Source organism: Dyella sp. GSA-30, assembly GCF_027924605.1.
Lineage (GTDB): Bacteria > Pseudomonadota > Gammaproteobacteria > Xanthomonadales > Rhodanobacteraceae > GSA-30.
Map to the genome: position 1 here is coordinate 4,879,230 of NZ_AP027042.1, position 15,321 is coordinate 4,894,550.

Sequence of the window (15,321 nt, forward strand, 5' to 3'; positions counted from 1 at the left end):
ATGAGCAGCCTTTATAGCGGTTGCGCAATCGGGCTGTCGATGCAGGCGTCAAAGCCCGCCAGTCGCACCAGACGCCCCGGCGTCCGACCCGGATGGGGTTGCCCCGGAACCGCCCGGAGCGGCCTCAGCATGCACGTCATGCAGGCTGGCACGCAGGTGCGGCAAGTAATCGGGAAAGCCGTTCTGGACGTAGGCCACCAGGCCCTCGCGAATACGACAGCGCAGATCCCAGGCTCTCCCGGAATCGGCCGCACTGACCAGGGCGCGTAGCTGAACTGCGCGGTCGGAGGCATCGACCAGTTGCAGCATGCATACCCGCCGATCCCATTCGGGCGCGGCTTCGCACAAACGGCGCAATTCGGTGCGCAGAGGATCGAGCGGCATGCGGTAGTCCACCCATAGAAATACTGTACCGGTCAGTCGAGCAGTAGTGCGGGTCCAGTTCTCGAAAGGATTTTCGATGAAGTAGTTCAGCGGCACCACGAGGCGACGTTCGTCCCAGATGCGTACCACGACATAGGTCCCGCTGATCTCCTCGATCCGCCCCCACTCGTTCTGGATGATCACCACGTCGTCGAGACGAATGGGCTGAGTCAGGGCGATCTGCACGCCGGCGATCAGATTGCTTAATACCGGCTTGGCCGCAAAGCCGATCGCGATGCCGGCGACGCCTGCCGAAGCCAACAAGCCGGCACCGAACTGACGCACCATCGGGATGGTCATGAAAATCGCCGCCAGGCCGATCAACACAACCATGGCGACAGCGATCCGCCCCAGCACGCGGACCTGGGTCACCACCCGTCGCGCGCGCAGGTTGTCTTCCTGATCGACGGGATAAAGCCGCATCGCCGCCAGCTGAGCCGCACCAATGCAACGCACCGCCAACCAGGTAAGTACTGCGATCAACAAGACCAGCAACAGATGATTGATTGCATCGAGCCAGCGAAACTGATCGATGTCGGGCGTCACGCGCAAGGCGGTGGTCAACATCAACAATGGCATCAACCATTCCATCGGAGGATTGGCATGACCCACCAGGTCGGCGGTGAATGGGCGATGCTTGGCCAACCGATGCAGGAAGACGAACGCCAGGCTGCGCAGCACGAACGCCACAAACAGCGCAGCGGCGACGGTCAGACCCAACCGCCCCCAGGGATGGCTATTCCAGAATGCGATGAAATCAGTATTCATGCCGCCCAGGTATCGCCCAAACCGGCCATCACCCTGCCGCACGCCATGTTCATGCGATGTGGGCAGAATATGAACGCATGCCCATACCCTCTACCCAACCCACGCTTTCACACGTTCTTCCGGATGTGTTGCAGGAAGGACTTTCGCTTGTGTTCTGTGGCACCGCCGCGGGGAAACGGTCGGCCGAGGAAAAGGCGTACTACGCGCATCCAGGCAATCGTTTCTGGCCCACCCTGCATGAGATCGGCTTGACGCCACGACGGCTGCAACCGGGCGAATTTCCGCTGCTACTGACCTTCGGTATCGGATTGACCGATGTCGCCAAGCTGCATTTCGGCAACGACAACGAGCTGCCGCGCGATGCTTTCGATGTCGCCGGCCTGGTCGAAAAAATCGAGCGCTGGCAACCGCGCATGCTGGCGTTCACCAGCAAGGCCGCCGCACGTGCAGCGCTTGGCCATGGCCCCGGCTATGGACTGTGCGAACAGCGCATCGGTGACACGCGGCTCTTTGTGTTGCCTTCGCCCTCGGGACAGGCTCGCGGGCACTGGGATATCGGGCCTTGGCGCGAGCTTGCGAAACTGCAATGGTCCTGATCAATCGATCGGCGTATGCCGGAACGTGCTTACATCGCGTTCCCGCACCGGCAACGCACGGTTCGACCACGACGTGCGGATATAGGTCACCACAGCGGCCACATCCGCATCATTGAGCTGTTGCGCAAACGGCGGCATCGAATACGGTCGCGGGTTGCCTTGCGTGGCCGGCGGGAAACCACCCAGCAGCACGACGCGCGTCGCATTGATGCCGGTCGGTTCGTTCACGGATGAATTGCCATCGAGCGGCGGATACACGCCATCCACGCCCTTGCCGTCCTTGCCGTGGCAATCGGCGCATTGTTTCTCGTAGACACCCTTGCCTCGATCGGCCAGCGCCTTGGTGTCGTACGGCAGCTCGACCGGTTTCATCGTCGGCCGCGGCGGCAACGAACGCAGATACTCGGCGATCGAACGCAGGTCATCGTCCTGCATGTGTTGCGTGCTTCGCGCGACCACTTCGGCCATCGGTCCGAACGCCGTGCCACGCGATGACTTGCCGGTCTTGAGCAGGTCGACGATGTCCTGCTCGCTCCATCCCTGCAAGCCACCGTTGGCCTGCGTGCTCAAGTCGGGCGCGTACCAGTTCTGCTCGGGAATCTGGCCACCCGAAAGTGCTGCGTCGTCGCGTGCACCGCCCAGCGAATCGCGCGCGATATGGCATTCGTTGCAATGTCCCAGGCCCTGCACCAGATACGCACCGCGATTCCACGACGCAGGCTTCGACGGCTCGACCTGATACTCGCCTTCCTTGAAATACAACGCGCGCCAAGCTTTCAGACTGTTGCGCACGTTGTACGGAAAACTCAGGCCCAACGGGCTCGCCGGATTGTTCGTTGCCGGCAGTGACTGGAGATAAGCAAAGATTGCCAGCGCATCGTCGCGATGCACCTTCGTATACGAGGTATAGGAAAACACCGGGTACAGCAGCTCGCCGTGACGGCCCTTGCCGCTATGCAGAGCCTGCCAGAAATCCTCGAAGCTCCAGTCGCCAAGACCGGTGGCGCGATCGGGCGTGATATTGGGCGCAGTGATGCTGCCAAAGGGTGTCGCCAGCACGCGCCCGCCCGCATAGGCGATGCCGCCTTGCGTCGTGTGGCAGGCCGCGCAATCGCCGACAGTCGCCAGGTACTGGCCCTTGGCAATCAAGGCAGGATCCTTCAGCGTGGTCGCATCGATCTTGCTTGCTTCACGCGGCACGGACTGCGAATTGCCGTGGAAAAGCACCCAGCCCGCGGCGAGCACGACCAGCACCACGACCGACAGGATGATGCGTGCAATGATTTTCATGCGCCACTCCCATGGGCTTCGAGCACACCGCAACGCAAAGGCGGCTTGATCGAACCGGGCGCTTGCGCGTGCATATCCGCCGGCAACTCACGCGTCGCCAGATACGCGGACACCGCGCTGATATCGGCGTCGCTCAATCGATTGGCGATCTCGGCCATGCAATCGGGCGCCGCCATCGCGCGCGTCTTTGTGCGCCAGGAGCCGAGCTGTGAACTGAGGTAGTCGTACGGCAGGCCAACCAGTCCCGGGATATCCGGCTGCACGCCGGTAAGCTGGCTGCCATGGCACGCGCTGCATGCGGGTACCTGACGCGCGGGATCACCCTGCGTCACCAACGTCTCGCCACGCTTCATGACATCGGCCGATACGCGCGGCACCGGCGACGGACTATAGGGCACCTGCTGCGCGGCAAAGTACTGCGCGATTTCCTGCATGTACTCGGGGCTCAGGAAACGGGTGGTGTATTCCATCGGTGCGTACTTGCGCAGCCCGTCCTTGAAATCCTGCAATTGCCGCGCGAGATAACCCGCCGGCTTGCCTGCCAGCCGCGGAAAAAAACCGGTATCAGGCGAGCCTTCGCCATGCACGCCATGGCAGGCGGTGCACGCGGCGATGCGCTGCTGCAAGGTATCGGGTATCGCGGGAGCCGCATCGTCGGCTGCGCGTAGCGACGCACCTGAGCCACCCAACCAGAGAGCCATGACGGCCAGGATGGCCAGCCCATGGGCGAATCGCGGATGCCGAGCAGCTGTCGTGATCATGCGGCGGATTATAGGCTCGGTCGCAAGCCAATCCGTGGCTGCGGCGGCATGTCGCTTGTCGCGACTGTCTGGCATGTCGGCAGTGGAGCGGTTGAACCGAACCCTCCGTATCAAGCACTTACTCTGTGCTGCAGGCCAGCAAGGCCGCTCTTGCCCGCCTGCTAAGCTCCGTCGTCGCGACATCGTGCCGCATATTAGGGGAGACTTTCAGTGATTCGTTCGTCGCTAGTCCTTGGCCTGTTGGCCGCCGGCTGCTTGAGCACCGGTAGTGTATTGGCCGCCGAAACAGCCGCGCCCGCGGACGTCTGGGCATCCATCGATCAACTGCAGCAACGCATGGACAGCGGCGCACTCACCAGCCAGGCCCTGGTGCAGCAATTCAAGGAACGTGTGGCGCGCATCGATCAATCCGGACCGTTGCTGCGCTCGATCATCGAGCTCAATCCCGACGCCGCGAAACAGGCCGCGCAACTCGACAAGAAACGCGCCGGCAACAAGAAGCGTGGCCCGCTCTACGGCATCCCTGTGTTGCTCAAGGACAATATCGACACGGCCGGTCCGATGCTGACGACCGCCGGTTCGTTGGCGCTAGCCGATCATCCCGCCAAGCGTGACGCCGGTCTGGTCGAGCGCCTGCACAAGCAGGGTGCGCTGGTGTTCGGCAAGGCCAATCTCAGCGAGTGGGCGAACATGCGCTCCAACCACGCCAGCAGCGGCTGGAGCGCGCGCGGTGGTCAGGCACGCAATCCGTACGTACTGGACCGCAACCCTTGTGGCTCCAGTGCGGGGTCCGCGGCCGCGGTTGCCGCCGGTCTGGTGACCGTTGCCGTGGGTAGCGAGACCGATGGTTCGATCATCTGCCCCGCTGCCAGCAATGGTCTGGTCGGCCTCAAGCCGACGCTGGGGCTGGTCAGCCGCAGTGGCATCATCCCGATCAGTCACAACCAGGACACCGCCGGCCCGATCGCCCGCACTGTCGCCGATGCCGCCGCCCTGCTCTCGGTGATTGCCGGTAGCGACAAGCGCGATCCGGCCACGGCCGAAGCGGACAAGCACGCGACCGACTACACCAAATATCTCGACCCGAATGGCCTCAAGGGCAAGCGTATCGGCGTGGTGCGCGCACTGGCCGGCGCCGAGCCCAATGCCGATCGCGCGCTGGAGCAGGCGATCGCCTTGATGAAAGCACAGGGTGCGATCATCGTCGATCCGGTCGAGCTACCGCATTTGAAGGAACTGGGCGAGCCGGAAATGACCGTGCTGCTGTATGACCTCAAGCACGACATGAACGCCTATCTCGCCACGCGTTCGAACCTGAAGATGAAGACGCTGGCTGACCTGATCGCGTTCAACAAGCGCGAAGCCGATCGCGAAATGCCCTATTTCGGCCAGGAGCTGTTCGAACAGGCGCAGGCGAAAGGACCACTCACCGATGCGGCCTATATAGATGCGCTTGCGAAGGCCAAGCGGCTTTCCGGTCCCGAAGGTATCGACGCCGCGCTGAAAGCCAATCAATTGGACGCGCTGCTGTCGCCGTCCTGGGGGCCAGCCTTCGTTACCGATCCGGTGCTGGGTGACCACATCGTCAGTGGTGACCCGACTGTCGGTGGCGCATCGCAGCCGGCGGCGGTAGCGGGCTATCCGTCGATTACCGTGCCGGGCAACTATGCCCACGACCTGCCGGTCGGCATCGTGTTTTTCGGTGCGAAATGGAGCGAGCCGACCTTGATCTCGATCGCCTATGGCTTCGAGCAGCACAATATGCCGTTCCAGCAGCCGAAGTTTCTCGATACGGTGGGTGGTAAGCCGCAGGTGAACGACTAACGGTCTTCAATCTTTGTAGGAGCGACTTCAGTCGCGACAAGCCATGACGTAACGGTGGCGTTGCGACTGAAAGGGCCCTCGAATAACTTCTCCTACTCGTCATTCCGGCGCAGGCCGGAACCCAGTGACCTTGCGATCGGTTGTCGCGAGGGTCTGCAAAAATCAGCTCTATCGCGAAAACCGAAAACTGATGCCACTGGGTCCCGGCCTGCGCCGGGATGACGATCATTGGAACTGAGGTTTTTCGAGGTACCCTGAGGTCGCTCCTACAAAATTTAGGCGGCCTTTCGTATAGATATGCCCGGAAATTGCCCCAAATGGGACGAGTCAGCGCCACCTCGGTGCTGGCACACTCGTCGCACTCTCTACTGGGGAACGCTATGAACGCTCGAATCGCCTTGGGCATCGCGGCCCTGTTTACGTGCGCGACGGTGCAAGCGTCCAAGCCCGCCAAACCGGACATCTATAACCAAAGCGCATGGTCACAGCCGCAAAAGCCCTTCCGCATTTACGGCAACACCTACTACGTCGGAACCAAAGGGCTCAGCGCCATCCTGATCACTTCAACGGAGGGCGCGATTCTGATCGACGGCACGCTGCCGAAGAATGCGCCGATGATCGAAGCAAACATCCGCACATTGGGATTCAAGCTCAAGGACATCAAGCTGATTCTCAACTCGCATGCGCACCCCGACCATGCAGGAGCGATCGCGGCGATCGCACGCGATAGCGGCGCACAGGTGGCTGCCAGCGCGAAAGGCGCCAAGGCTCTCATGCTTGGCGGTGACGACCCGGACGATCCGCAACATGGCGAGGCGGCACCGTATCCCAAGGTCGCGAACGTGCGAAGCGTGGGGGACAATGAAATCGTGCACATCGGCCCGCTCGCCGTGCAGGCGCATTACACGCCGGGACATACGCCGGGCAGTACGACATGGACATGGTCGTCCTGCGAGAACAAGCGCTGCCTGTCGATCGTCTTCGCGGACAGCATCAGCTTGTTGAGCAATGACACCTATCGCTACAACGATCCGGCGCATCCGGAACGACTGGACGATTACCGCGAAGGTCTGAAGACGATCGCTTCGCTGCCATGCGACATCCTGGTCGTTCCGCATCCCGATGCCATCGACTTTCTATCGCGTGCCGCGCAGCGCAAACCGGGGCAAAACGACGATCCGCTGATCGATGCGCAGGCGTGCAAGGCGTATGCGGCCAAGGGCCAGGATAATCTGGAAAAGCGTATCGCCAAGGAAGCTGCGGAAAAGCCTGCGCACTAACGTGCGCAGGCAACAGGTCAACCCATGCCGCCCGATTTGCGCACGATGAGCATCGCCAATTCCAGCGACTGCTCGTAATTGAGACGCGGATCGACCATCGACTTGTAAGCGCGATCGAGATCCGTCTCGGACAGATCGCGCGCACCGCCCATGCACTCGGTGACATCCTCGCCGGTCAGCTCCAGATGCACACCACCCAGGCGTGTGCCGGCAGCGGCATGAATATCGAACGCCTGATCGAGCTCGCCACGGATATTGTCGAAGCGACGTGTCTTGTAGCCATTGGAGGTGCTTTCGGTATTGCCGTGCATGGGATCGGCAACCCAAAGCACACGGCGACCGGCACGCTTCACCGCCTCAAGCAGCGACGGTAAGGCCTGGGCGATCTGTGCATTGCCCATGCGGTGGATCAGGGTCAGCCTGCCCGCCTCGTCTTCTGGATTGAGTACGTCGATCAAACGCAGCAGATCGTCCGGCTTGACCGACGGACCGACCTTGACGGCAATCGGGTTGCGAATGCCACGGAAGTATTCGGTGTGCGCGCCATCGAGCGCGGCGGTACGCATGCCGATCCAGGGGAAGTGGGTCGACAGATTGAACCAGCCGGTATGCCGCGGTACCTGGCGCGTCAATGCCTGCTCGTAGTGCAACAGCAATGCTTCGTGCGAGGTGAAGAAATCCACGCGACTGAAACCAGCGATCGGGCCGGCCAAGGTTTCCATGAAGCGTAGCGAGTCGCCAATGCCGGCGACCATGCGGCGGTATTCGGCAGCGAGCGGCGAATGCTCGACCCAGGCCAGATCCCAGTACTCCGGGTGATGCAGATCGGCGAAACCGCCATCAATGAGTGCGCGAACGAAATTCATCGTCAGCGCCGAATGCGCATGCGCCTGGATCAGACGCTGCGGATCGGCGCGGCGCGCTTCGGCGGTGAATTCCGGCGCATTGACCAGATCGCCGCGAAAACTCGGCAAGGTCACACCATCGCGCGTTTCCATATCCGTCGAGCGCGGCTTGGCATATTGCCCCGCAAAGCGTCCGACGCGCAGTACCGGCTTCTTCAAGCCGTGCACCAGCACCAGGCTCATCTGCAGCAGCACTTTCAGACGATTGGAAATGATCGGGCTGGTGCAGTCAGCGAAACTTTCCGCGCAATCACCACCCTGCAAGAGGAAACGACTCCCTTCCTGCGCCTCGGCCAAGGCCTGCTTCAAGGCCAGCACTTCCCACGATGTCACCAGCGGCGGCAAAGTCGCAAGCTGCCCCGTGCATTGCGCCAATTCCAACGCATCCTCGTAAAGCGGCTGCTGCAAGGCGACACGCTGTTGCCAGCTATCGGGCGCCCAGTTGGCGGCTTCATGATGGGAAATGGGGAGCGTATTCATAGCGCGAACCATGGGATTTCTTCCTTCAAACACGTCGTTTACGCAACGTCGCGACCACAATCAGGACGATCAAAACGACATACCACAGCGTGGTCCATGCCGGCATGGGCAGCCCGAGAATCGGCTCGATTTTCGCGCACTCGCCCGAGCCCGTGAACACCATATCGAGCACTTTGTGAAAGGGGAACGTGCTCATCATGTAGGCCAGATTAGGGCCGCAGGAGGGGATCTCGTCTGCAGGCAATGTCTGCAACCACAAATGCCGCCCTGCCACCGCCAAACCCGCCAGGCCACCGATGATGGCGCCCGTCGTGAACACCCAACGCGCACCGCCGCGCGGCGCAAAAATACCGCCCAGCAGGAAAAACACCGCCATCACCATGAAGCCGATGCGCTGGAAGATGCACAGCGGGCACGGCTCCATATGCAACACATGCTCCGCGTACAGCGCAAAACTCAGCAAGGCGACGCAAATCAGGAGCCCGACAAAGCAGACAGTGCGGTACGACCAGCGAAATGGGTTCATGGGTGAGGACCAGGAAAGATGATGTTGCGAGGCAGCAACCTTAGCTTTTTTGGGCTGTGGTGGCTATGTGAATGCTCCGAATATGGAACGCTGGTTCGACGCTGAGTTCCGTGAGGAAGCAACGTTTGCTATCCGATGCTTATGTCTCGCCGGCATGGCGGATTCAAGGATCCCGCGAGCACCCAGCCCCCTCACCCCAACCCTCTCCCCCGGCGCAGCCAGGGGAGTGGGGGCAGGCTGCGCAACTGCTAAACACTGAGGTTGCCTCAGTCGGCTCCGTCTCCCCTGGCTGCGCCGGGGGAGAGGGTTGGGGTGAGGGGGCGCTTTAAGCCCTCAACGTATTGCTCGACAAGCACACAAACAAAAACCCCGGCCAAAGCCGGGGTTTTCATCAAATCAGATGCAACTAACGCTTACTCAGCGTCAACTGCCTCGACCTGCGGGCGATCAACCAGTTCGACGTAGGCCATCGGCGCATTGTCGCCAGCGCGGAAGCCGCACTTGAGGATGCGCAGGTAGCCGCCGGGACGCTCGCGGTAACGCGGGCCCAGCTCGACGAACAACTTGCCCACAGCCTGCTTGTCGCGCAGACGCGAGAAAGCGAGACGGCGGTTGGCAACACCATCGGTCTTGGCGAGCGTGATGAGCGGCTCGGCGACGCGACGAAGTTCTTTCGCCTTCGGGAGGGTGGTGCGGATAAGCTCGTGCTTGATCAGCGACGAAGCCATATTCTTGAACATGGCTTCGCGATGGCTGCTCGTGCGATTGAGCTTGCGACCGGATTTCTGGTGGCGCATGGCGATTACTCTCTAGTCTGTTGTTATGAAAAGCCGGTCACTATGAGCCGACTTCCCGCGGTTACCCGCTATTCAAGGCTCTAAAAACGCCTTGTTATAAGAGCACGGCCTCTATGAGCCGTGTTGATCATCTGGCACCAAGGCCAGTCGTGCAAAGTCGAGGGCGACCGCATCCGGTCGCCCTCGAATTCATCAGCCCAGCTGCATACCGTGCGACAAGCCCGGCGGCGGCCAGTTTTCAAGCTTCATGCCGAGTGCGAGACCACGCCCGCCCAGGACATCCTTGATTTCGGTCAGCGACTTCTTACCCAGGTTCGGGGTCTTCAGCAGCTCAACTTCGGTCTTCTGCACCAGGTCGCCGATGTAGTAGATGCTCTCGGCCTTGAGGCAGTTGGCCGAACGCACCGTCAGCTCCAGGTCGTCGATCGGGCGGAGCAGCAGCGGATCGAACCCGCCCTTCTCTGCCTTATCGGTCGCGCTTTCGCGACGCGAGAAGTCGCCGAACACCGACAGCTGGTCGTTGAGGATTTCGGCGGCCTTGCGAACCGCGTCTTCCGCACCGATGGTGCCGTTGGTTTCGATATCGAGCACCAGCTTATCGAGGTTGGTGCGCTGCTCGACACGAGCCGCGTCCACTTCGTAAGCCACACGCAACACCGGCGCGAACGACGCGTCGAGCTGCAGGCGACCGATCGGGCGAGCCTCTTCATCCGGATGCTGGCGCGTGCTGGCCGGCTGATAGCCGACGCCGCGACGCACCTTCAAGCGCATGTTGAGGGCGATATCCTTGGTCAGGTGACAGATCACATGCTCAGGATTGATGATTTCTACCGAGTGATCGACCGCGATGTCGCCAGCGGTGACCACACCCTTGCCCTTCTTGGCCAAGGTCAGGGTGACTTCGTCACCCGTATGCTGACGAATCGCCACGTCCTTGAGGTTCAGCAGGACTTCGATCACGTCCTCCTGCAAACCTTCCAGAGTGGTGTACTCGTGCAGCACGCCATCGATTTCTACCTCGACGATGGCAGAGCCAGGGATCGAGGAAAGCAGCACGCGACGCAACGCATTGCCCAGAGTGTGGCCGAAGCCACGTTCGAGAGGCTCGACCACCACTTTGGCGCGGTTGGATCCGAGCTGCTCGACACTGAGGCCACGCGGCCGCAGCACGCTAGTTGACGAAACTGCCATGCAGAGCTCCGGTTGATTACTTCGAGTAAAGCTCGACGATCAGGCTTTCGTTGATGTCGGACGGCAGATCACCGCGATCCGGCGTCGACTTGAAGGTGCCTTCGAACTTCTTGGAGTCGACTTCGACCCACTGCGGACGCAGGTCCATGGTGTCGAAGACGGTTGCCGCTTCCTGCACGCGCAGCTGAGTGCGAGCGCGCTCGGTCAAGGCAATCGCATCGCCCGGACGAACCTGGTACGACGGAATGTTCACCTTCTTGCCGTTCACCAGCACAGCCTTGTGGCTGACCAGCTGACGAGCCTGGGCGCGGGTTACCGCGAAGCCCATGCGATAGACGACATTGTCAAGGCGGCTCTCAAGCAGGCGCAGCAGGTTCTCACCCGTGTTGCCCTTGAGGTTGGACGCCTTGGTGTAGTAGTTGCTGAACTGACGCTCGAGCACACCGTAGATACGCTTGACCTTCTGCTTTTCACGCAGCTGGTTGGCGTAGTCGGACATGCGCATGCGCTTGTTGGCGCCATGCTGACCGGGCTTGTTTTCCAGTTTGCACTTGGAGTCGATGGCGCGAGCCGGACTCTTCAGGCTGAGATCTGCACCCTCACGACGGGCGAGTTTGCAGGTAGCTCCACGATAACGGGCCATGGGTATGCTCCTTAGACTCGACGCTTCTTGGGGGGACGGCAGCCGTTATGCGGAATCGGCGTGACGTCGATGATGTTGAGCACCTTGTAGCCCAGTGCATTCAAAGAACGCACAGCGGACTCACGACCCGGACCCGGGCCCTTGATGCGCACTTCGACCGTCTTCACACCGTAATCGCCTGCAGCGCGGCCAGCCTTTTCGGCGGCAACCTGGGCAGCGAACGGGGTGGACTTGCGCGAACCGCGGAAACCCGCGCCGCCTGCAGTAGCCCACGACAGAGCGTTGCCCTGACGATCGGTGATGGTGACGATGGTGTTGTTGAAGGAGGCCTGCACGTGAGCCACGGCATCCGTGACAACGCGCTTGATCTTCTTCTTGGTCTTAACCGGCTTAGCCATGTTTGGAATCCGTTACTTCTTGATCGCGCGACGGGGACCCTTGCGGGTACGTGCGTTGGTACGCGTGCGCTGGCCGCGCACCGGCAGGCCACGGCGGTGGCGCAGACCGCGGTAGCAACCCAGATCCATCAGACGCTTGATGGCGATACCCACCTCGCGGCGCAGATCGCCTTCAACGACGTACTTGCCGATTTCGGCACGAAGCTTTTCAACTTCGCCTTCACTGAGGGACTTGATGGCCGTGGTGGGAACCACGCCAGCGTCCGCACAAACCTTCTTGGCCCGGCTGCGACCGATACCATAAATGCTTTGCAGGCCAACCCAGACATGCTTCTGGACCGGCAAATTGACACCCGCGATGCGCGCCATGATGTACTTTCTCCGATGCGTTTCGTGCGCGGTAAACGCGCAATTCTAACCTGAATTAACCCTATAGGAAAGCCCTGCGGCACCCTGTGCCGCCGCTCCCCGGTTCCAGCCCTTACTCCACCGCCCCAGCAGCCATCAGTTGCGGCGGAGATTGGCCTTCTTGAGCAGACTTTCGTATTGGTGACTGACCAAGTGCGCCTGCACCTGAGCAGTGAAGTCCATCACCACAACCACCACGATCAGCAGAGAGGTGCCGCCGAAGTAGAAAGGAACATGCCAAAGATTCTGCATAAACGTCGGGACCAAGCAGACCAGCACCAGATAGATCGCTCCGATACCGGTAAGCCGGGTCATCACGCCATCGATGTAGTTAGCCGTCGCATGACCCGGGCGGATACCCGGAATCAATGCACCCGAACGCTTCAAATTGTCCGCCGTTTCCTGGGAGTTGAACACGATTGCCGTATAGAAGAAGGCAAACGTGATCACCAGCACCGCGAACAAGATGTCGTGCAAAGGCTCGCCCGGGGCCAAGGCCTGGACCAGATCCTGCAACCAGCGCGCCTGATGACCCTGACCGAACCACGTTGCTGCGGTAGTCGGGAACATCAACAGGCTCGACGCGAAGATCGGCGGAATGACGCCCGCCATATTGATCTTCAGCGGCAGGTGCGAGGTCTGGTTCATGTAGGCCCGCTGCCCGCCGGATCGCCGCGCGTAGTTCACGGTAATGCGCCGTTGGGCGCGCTCCATGAACACCACGAAGGCGGTTACCGCGAGAATCAACGCGATCACCATGATCAGGCGCAGCACCGAGAGTTCGCCGTTATTGGCCATGGTCAGCGTGTGCGCAACCGCACCCGGCAGACCCGCCACGATACCGGCGAAGATCAGCAGCGAAATACCGTTACCGATACCCCGCTCGGTGATCTGCTCACCCAGCCACATCAGGAACATCGTGCCGGCGGTAAGACCGACGATCGACGCCATGATGAAACCGAAACCCGGCGTGTAGACCACCGGCGCTCCGCCCTGGGCGACCTGCTTCTGCAGGGCAACCGCAATGCCGAACGCCTGGAAGGCCGCCAAGCCCACCGTGCCGAAGCGTGTGTACATGGTCATCTTTCGACGACCCGACTCACCCTCTTTACGCAGTGCCTGCAGGCTCGGGATCACCGAACCCATCATCTGCACCACGATCGACGCCGAAATGTATGGCACGACGCCCAGTGCGAACACCGAGAAACGTGCCAGCGAACCGCCCGAGAACATGTTGAACATGTTCAGCAGGCCGCCGCCCTGTTCGATCAGGTTCGTCATGGCTTCGGGGTTGACGCCCGGAACCGGAATGAACGAACCGAGACGGAAGACGATCAGCGCACCAAGCACAAAGAAGATGCGCTGACGCAGTTCCGTCAGCTTACCGAGCGATCCGAGCGATGAGCCCTGGGCAGCCGCCACGTGATTACTCCACGCTGCCGCCGGCAGCTTCAATAGCTGCCTTGGCGCCGACCGTTGCCAGAATGCCGATCAACTTCACCGCGCGGCCGATCTCGCCCTTGGCGACGACCTTGACCTTCTTGGCGCGGCTGTCGATCAGACCTGCCTGGTGCAGAACGACCGGATTGATCTCGTCCACCTTCAGGTTGGCCAGCTGATACAGGAAAACTTCCTGGCTCTCGGCCTTCTTCAGCGAACGGAAACCGACCTTCGGCAGGCGGCGCTGCAGCGGCATCTGACCGCCTTCGAAACCGTACTTATGGGTACCGCCCGCGCGAGCGTGCTGACCCTTGTGACCGCGACCGGCGGTCTTGCCCAGGCCCGAACCGATACCGCGACCGACGCGCAGACGCGTCTTGCGGGAACCGGCGGCCGGCTTGATGTCGTTAAGACGCATGATGCTTACTCCTCAACCCGCACGAGGTAATAGACCGTGTTGATGAGGCCACGCACCTGCGGGCTGTCCTTCAACTCACGGACGTCGTTGAGCTTGTTCAGGCCGAGCGCCTTCACGCTCAGGCGATGACGGCTCTGCACACCGCGCAGGCCCTTGACCAGGCGAACGCGAACGGTCTTGTCATTGTTAGCCATTGCCCAGCACCTCTTCCACGGTCTTGCCACGCTTGGCAGCGATCTGCTTCGGCGAGGCGACGGCCTGGAGGCCCTTGATGGTGGCGCGAACCAGATTGATCGGGTTGCGCGAACCGACGGCCTTGGCCAAAACGTTCTTGACGCCGACCACTTCCAGCACAGCGCGCATCGCGCCGCCGGCGATGACGCCGGTACCTTCGGAAGCCGGCTGCATGAACACGCGAGCAGCGCCGTGGTTGGCCTTGATGGCGTACCACAGGGTGCCGTTGTTCAGGTCGATGCTCACCATGTTGCGGCGAGCGCGTTCCATGGCCTTGGAGATGGCGACCGGCACTTCGCGCGCCTTGCCATAGCCGAAGCCAACCTTGCCCTCGCCGTCGCCGACGACGGTCAGCGCGGTAAAGCTCATCTGGCGGCCACCCTTGACGGTCTTGGCCACGCGGTTAACGGCAATCAGCTTCTCGAGCAGGCCGTCTGAATTTTCGCGATCGGTAGAAGACATGAATTCTTTTCCGTATGCCCGGACTATCCGGGACTTTTCTTGCGGCTGAGCCGCTTGGAGTTGTTAGGTATTGCGTATGGAGTCGGGCGCCGGTTACATCAACGCCCGAATCCAAAAGTTTTTAGAACTTCAGGCCCGCTTCGCGCGCCGCATCGGCCAGAGCCTTGATGCGACCGTGATAACGAAAGCCCGAGCGATCGAATGCCACAGACTCGATACCGGCAGCCATGGCACGCTCGGCCACCGCCTTGCCCACGGCCGCGGCCGCTTCGAGGTTCTTGGTGCCCTTCAGGCCTTCGGCGACCGACTTCTGCACGGTGGACGCTGCAGCGACGACGTTCTTGCCCGAAGCGTCGAACACCTGTGCGTACAGGTGCTGCCCGGTGCGATGCACCGACAGACGAGCCACGGCCAGCTTGCGGATATGCGAGCGGGTCGACTTGGCGCGACGCAGGCGGGATTCATTCTTGTTCATAG

General features: G+C 61.3%; 18 protein-coding genes. 3 read left to right on the forward strand and 15 right to left on the reverse strand.

Annotation, left to right across the window (positions count from 1 at the left end; all coding sequences use genetic code 11):
• Positions 1 to 48: 48 nt before the first annotated feature.
• A complete protein-coding gene (locus tag QMG46_RS20915; protein ID WP_281849829.1) occupies positions 49 to 1,191 on the reverse strand; it encodes a mechanosensitive ion channel family protein in 1,143 nt (380 codons plus the stop codon).
• A 77-nt stretch (positions 1,192 to 1,268) separates the two neighbouring features.
• Here QMG46_RS20915 and QMG46_RS20920 point away from each other — a divergent pair, with 77 nt between their 5' ends.
• The gene (locus tag QMG46_RS20920; protein ID WP_281849830.1) at positions 1,269 to 1,787 is read left to right on the forward strand and encodes a mismatch-specific DNA-glycosylase; all 519 of its coding nucleotides are present in this window, start codon (positions 1,269 to 1,271) and stop codon (positions 1,785 to 1,787) included.
• Here the strand turns inward: QMG46_RS20920 and QMG46_RS20925 are convergent, their stop codons facing one another.
• Together QMG46_RS20925 and QMG46_RS20930 are read right to left on the reverse strand one after the other, a co-directional pair.
• Positions 1,788 to 3,077 (reverse strand): cytochrome c, encoded by a 1,290-nt coding sequence (locus tag QMG46_RS20925; RefSeq protein ID WP_281849831.1) that lies wholly within the window; start codon positions 3,075 to 3,077, stop codon positions 1,788 to 1,790.
• On the reverse strand, positions 3,074 to 3,838 hold the full coding sequence (locus QMG46_RS20930) for a c-type cytochrome (RefSeq protein ID WP_281849832.1): 765 nt from the start codon (positions 3,836 to 3,838) through the stop codon (positions 3,074 to 3,076). Before QMG46_RS20930 ends, QMG46_RS20925 begins: the two co-directional genes overlap by 4 nt.
• 210 nt (positions 3,839 to 4,048) lie before the next feature.
• Here QMG46_RS20930 and QMG46_RS20935 point away from each other — a divergent pair, with 210 nt between their 5' ends.
• The gene (locus tag QMG46_RS20935) at positions 4,049 to 5,662 is read left to right on the forward strand and encodes an amidase (protein WP_281849833.1); all 1,614 of its coding nucleotides are present in this window, start codon (positions 4,049 to 4,051) and stop codon (positions 5,660 to 5,662) included.
• A 380-nt stretch (positions 5,663 to 6,042) separates the two neighbouring features.
• Positions 6,043 to 6,942 (forward strand): subclass B3 metallo-beta-lactamase, encoded by a 900-nt coding sequence (gene bla, locus QMG46_RS20940; RefSeq protein ID WP_281849834.1) that lies wholly within the window; start codon positions 6,043 to 6,045, stop codon positions 6,940 to 6,942.
• 17 nt (positions 6,943 to 6,959) lie between these two features.
• On the opposite strand, the gene QMG46_RS20945 is transcribed toward bla, so the two are convergent.
• From QMG46_RS20945 to rplR, 12 genes are all read right to left on the reverse strand, one after another.
• Complete coding sequence (locus QMG46_RS20945; RefSeq protein WP_281849835.1) at positions 6,960 to 8,327, reverse strand: class II 3-deoxy-7-phosphoheptulonate synthase; 1,368 nt, start codon at positions 8,325 to 8,327, stop codon at positions 6,960 to 6,962.
• A gap of 25 nt (positions 8,328 to 8,352) precedes the next feature.
• Positions 8,353 to 8,853, reverse strand: a complete 501-nt coding sequence (locus tag QMG46_RS20950; RefSeq protein WP_281849836.1) for a disulfide bond formation protein B — start codon at positions 8,851 to 8,853, stop codon at positions 8,353 to 8,355.
• A gap of 413 nt (positions 8,854 to 9,266) precedes the next feature.
• A complete protein-coding gene (gene rplQ, locus QMG46_RS20955; protein ID WP_281849837.1) occupies positions 9,267 to 9,650 on the reverse strand; it encodes a 50S ribosomal protein L17 in 384 nt (127 codons plus the stop codon).
• Positions 9,651 to 9,842: 192 nt separating this feature from the next.
• Positions 9,843 to 10,841 (reverse strand): DNA-directed RNA polymerase subunit alpha, encoded by a 999-nt coding sequence (gene rpoA / locus QMG46_RS20960; protein WP_281849838.1) that lies wholly within the window; start codon positions 10,839 to 10,841, stop codon positions 9,843 to 9,845.
• A gap of 16 nt (positions 10,842 to 10,857) precedes the next feature.
• Positions 10,858 to 11,484: a 30S ribosomal protein S4 gene (gene rpsD, locus QMG46_RS20965; RefSeq protein ID WP_281849839.1), complete on the reverse strand. Its 627-nt coding sequence runs from the start codon at positions 11,482 to 11,484 to the stop codon at positions 10,858 to 10,860.
• Between the two features lie 11 nt (positions 11,485 to 11,495).
• The gene (rpsK, locus tag QMG46_RS20970) at positions 11,496 to 11,882 is read right to left on the reverse strand and encodes a 30S ribosomal protein S11 (protein ID WP_007513384.1); all 387 of its coding nucleotides are present in this window, start codon (positions 11,880 to 11,882) and stop codon (positions 11,496 to 11,498) included.
• A gap of 12 nt (positions 11,883 to 11,894) precedes the next feature.
• Positions 11,895 to 12,251, reverse strand: a complete 357-nt coding sequence (rpsM, locus tag QMG46_RS20975; RefSeq protein ID WP_281849842.1) for a 30S ribosomal protein S13 — start codon at positions 12,249 to 12,251, stop codon at positions 11,895 to 11,897.
• 135 nt (positions 12,252 to 12,386) lie between these two features.
• On the reverse strand, positions 12,387 to 13,712 hold the full coding sequence (secY, locus tag QMG46_RS20980; RefSeq protein ID WP_281849843.1) for a preprotein translocase subunit SecY: 1,326 nt from the start codon (positions 13,710 to 13,712) through the stop codon (positions 12,387 to 12,389).
• 4 nt (positions 13,713 to 13,716) lie between these two features.
• On the reverse strand, positions 13,717 to 14,148 hold the full coding sequence (rplO, locus tag QMG46_RS20985; RefSeq protein ID WP_281849844.1) for a 50S ribosomal protein L15: 432 nt from the start codon (positions 14,146 to 14,148) through the stop codon (positions 13,717 to 13,719).
• Positions 14,149 to 14,153: 5 nt separating this feature from the next.
• On the reverse strand, positions 14,154 to 14,342 hold the full coding sequence (gene rpmD, locus QMG46_RS20990; protein ID WP_188799882.1) for a 50S ribosomal protein L30: 189 nt from the start codon (positions 14,340 to 14,342) through the stop codon (positions 14,154 to 14,156).
• Entirely contained in the window at positions 14,335 to 14,844 is a 510-nt protein-coding gene (gene rpsE / locus QMG46_RS20995) for a 30S ribosomal protein S5 (protein ID WP_115477099.1), read from the reverse strand. The genes rpmD and rpsE overlap by 8 nt, the downstream gene beginning before the upstream one ends.
• A gap of 121 nt (positions 14,845 to 14,965) precedes the next feature.
• The gene (gene rplR, locus QMG46_RS21000) at positions 14,966 to 15,319 is read right to left on the reverse strand and encodes a 50S ribosomal protein L18 (RefSeq protein WP_281849845.1); all 354 of its coding nucleotides are present in this window, start codon (positions 15,317 to 15,319) and stop codon (positions 14,966 to 14,968) included.
• Positions 15,320 to 15,321: the final 2 nt, after the last annotated feature.

Excerpts from the sequence above, each read along its gene's own strand:
- rpmD (WP_188799882.1), bottom strand. The coding sequence starts at position 14,342 with ATGGCTAACAATGACAAGACCGTTCGCGTTCGCCTGGTCAAGGGCCTG.
- QMG46_RS20925 (WP_281849831.1), bottom strand. The coding sequence starts at position 3,077 with ATGAAAATCATTGCACGCATCATCCTGTCGGTCGTGGTGCTGGTCGTG.
- QMG46_RS20930 (WP_281849832.1), bottom strand. The coding sequence starts at position 3,838 with ATGATCACGACAGCTGCTCGGCATCCGCGATTCGCCCATGGGCTGGCC.
- rplO (WP_281849844.1), bottom strand. The coding sequence starts at position 14,148 with ATGCGTCTTAACGACATCAAGCCGGCCGCCGGTTCCCGCAAGACGCGT.
- rplQ (WP_281849837.1), bottom strand. The coding sequence starts at position 9,650 with ATGCGCCACCAGAAATCCGGTCGCAAGCTCAATCGCACGAGCAGCCAT.
- rpsK (WP_007513384.1), bottom strand. The coding sequence starts at position 11,882 with ATGGCTAAGCCGGTTAAGACCAAGAAGAAGATCAAGCGCGTTGTCACG.
- QMG46_RS20915 (WP_281849829.1), bottom strand. The coding sequence starts at position 1,191 with ATGAATACTGATTTCATCGCATTCTGGAATAGCCATCCCTGGGGGCGG.
- QMG46_RS20950 (WP_281849836.1), bottom strand. The coding sequence starts at position 8,853 with ATGAACCCATTTCGCTGGTCGTACCGCACTGTCTGCTTTGTCGGGCTC.
- rpsE (WP_115477099.1), bottom strand. The coding sequence starts at position 14,844 with ATGTCTTCTACCGATCGCGAAAATTCAGACGGCCTGCTCGAGAAGCTG.
- bla (WP_281849834.1), top strand. The coding sequence starts at position 6,043 with ATGAACGCTCGAATCGCCTTGGGCATCGCGGCCCTGTTTACGTGCGCG.
- QMG46_RS20945 (WP_281849835.1), bottom strand. The coding sequence starts at position 8,327 with ATGAATACGCTCCCCATTTCCCATCATGAAGCCGCCAACTGGGCGCCC.
- rplR (WP_281849845.1), bottom strand. The coding sequence starts at position 15,319 with ATGAACAAGAATGAATCCCGCCTGCGTCGCGCCAAGTCGACCCGCTCG.
- QMG46_RS20920 (WP_281849830.1), top strand. The coding sequence starts at position 1,269 with ATGCCCATACCCTCTACCCAACCCACGCTTTCACACGTTCTTCCGGAT.
- rpoA (WP_281849838.1), bottom strand. The coding sequence starts at position 10,841 with ATGGCAGTTTCGTCAACTAGCGTGCTGCGGCCGCGTGGCCTCAGTGTC.
- rpsM (WP_281849842.1), bottom strand. The coding sequence starts at position 12,251 with ATGGCGCGCATCGCGGGTGTCAATTTGCCGGTCCAGAAGCATGTCTGG.
- rpsD (WP_281849839.1), bottom strand. The coding sequence starts at position 11,484 with ATGGCCCGTTATCGTGGAGCTACCTGCAAACTCGCCCGTCGTGAGGGT.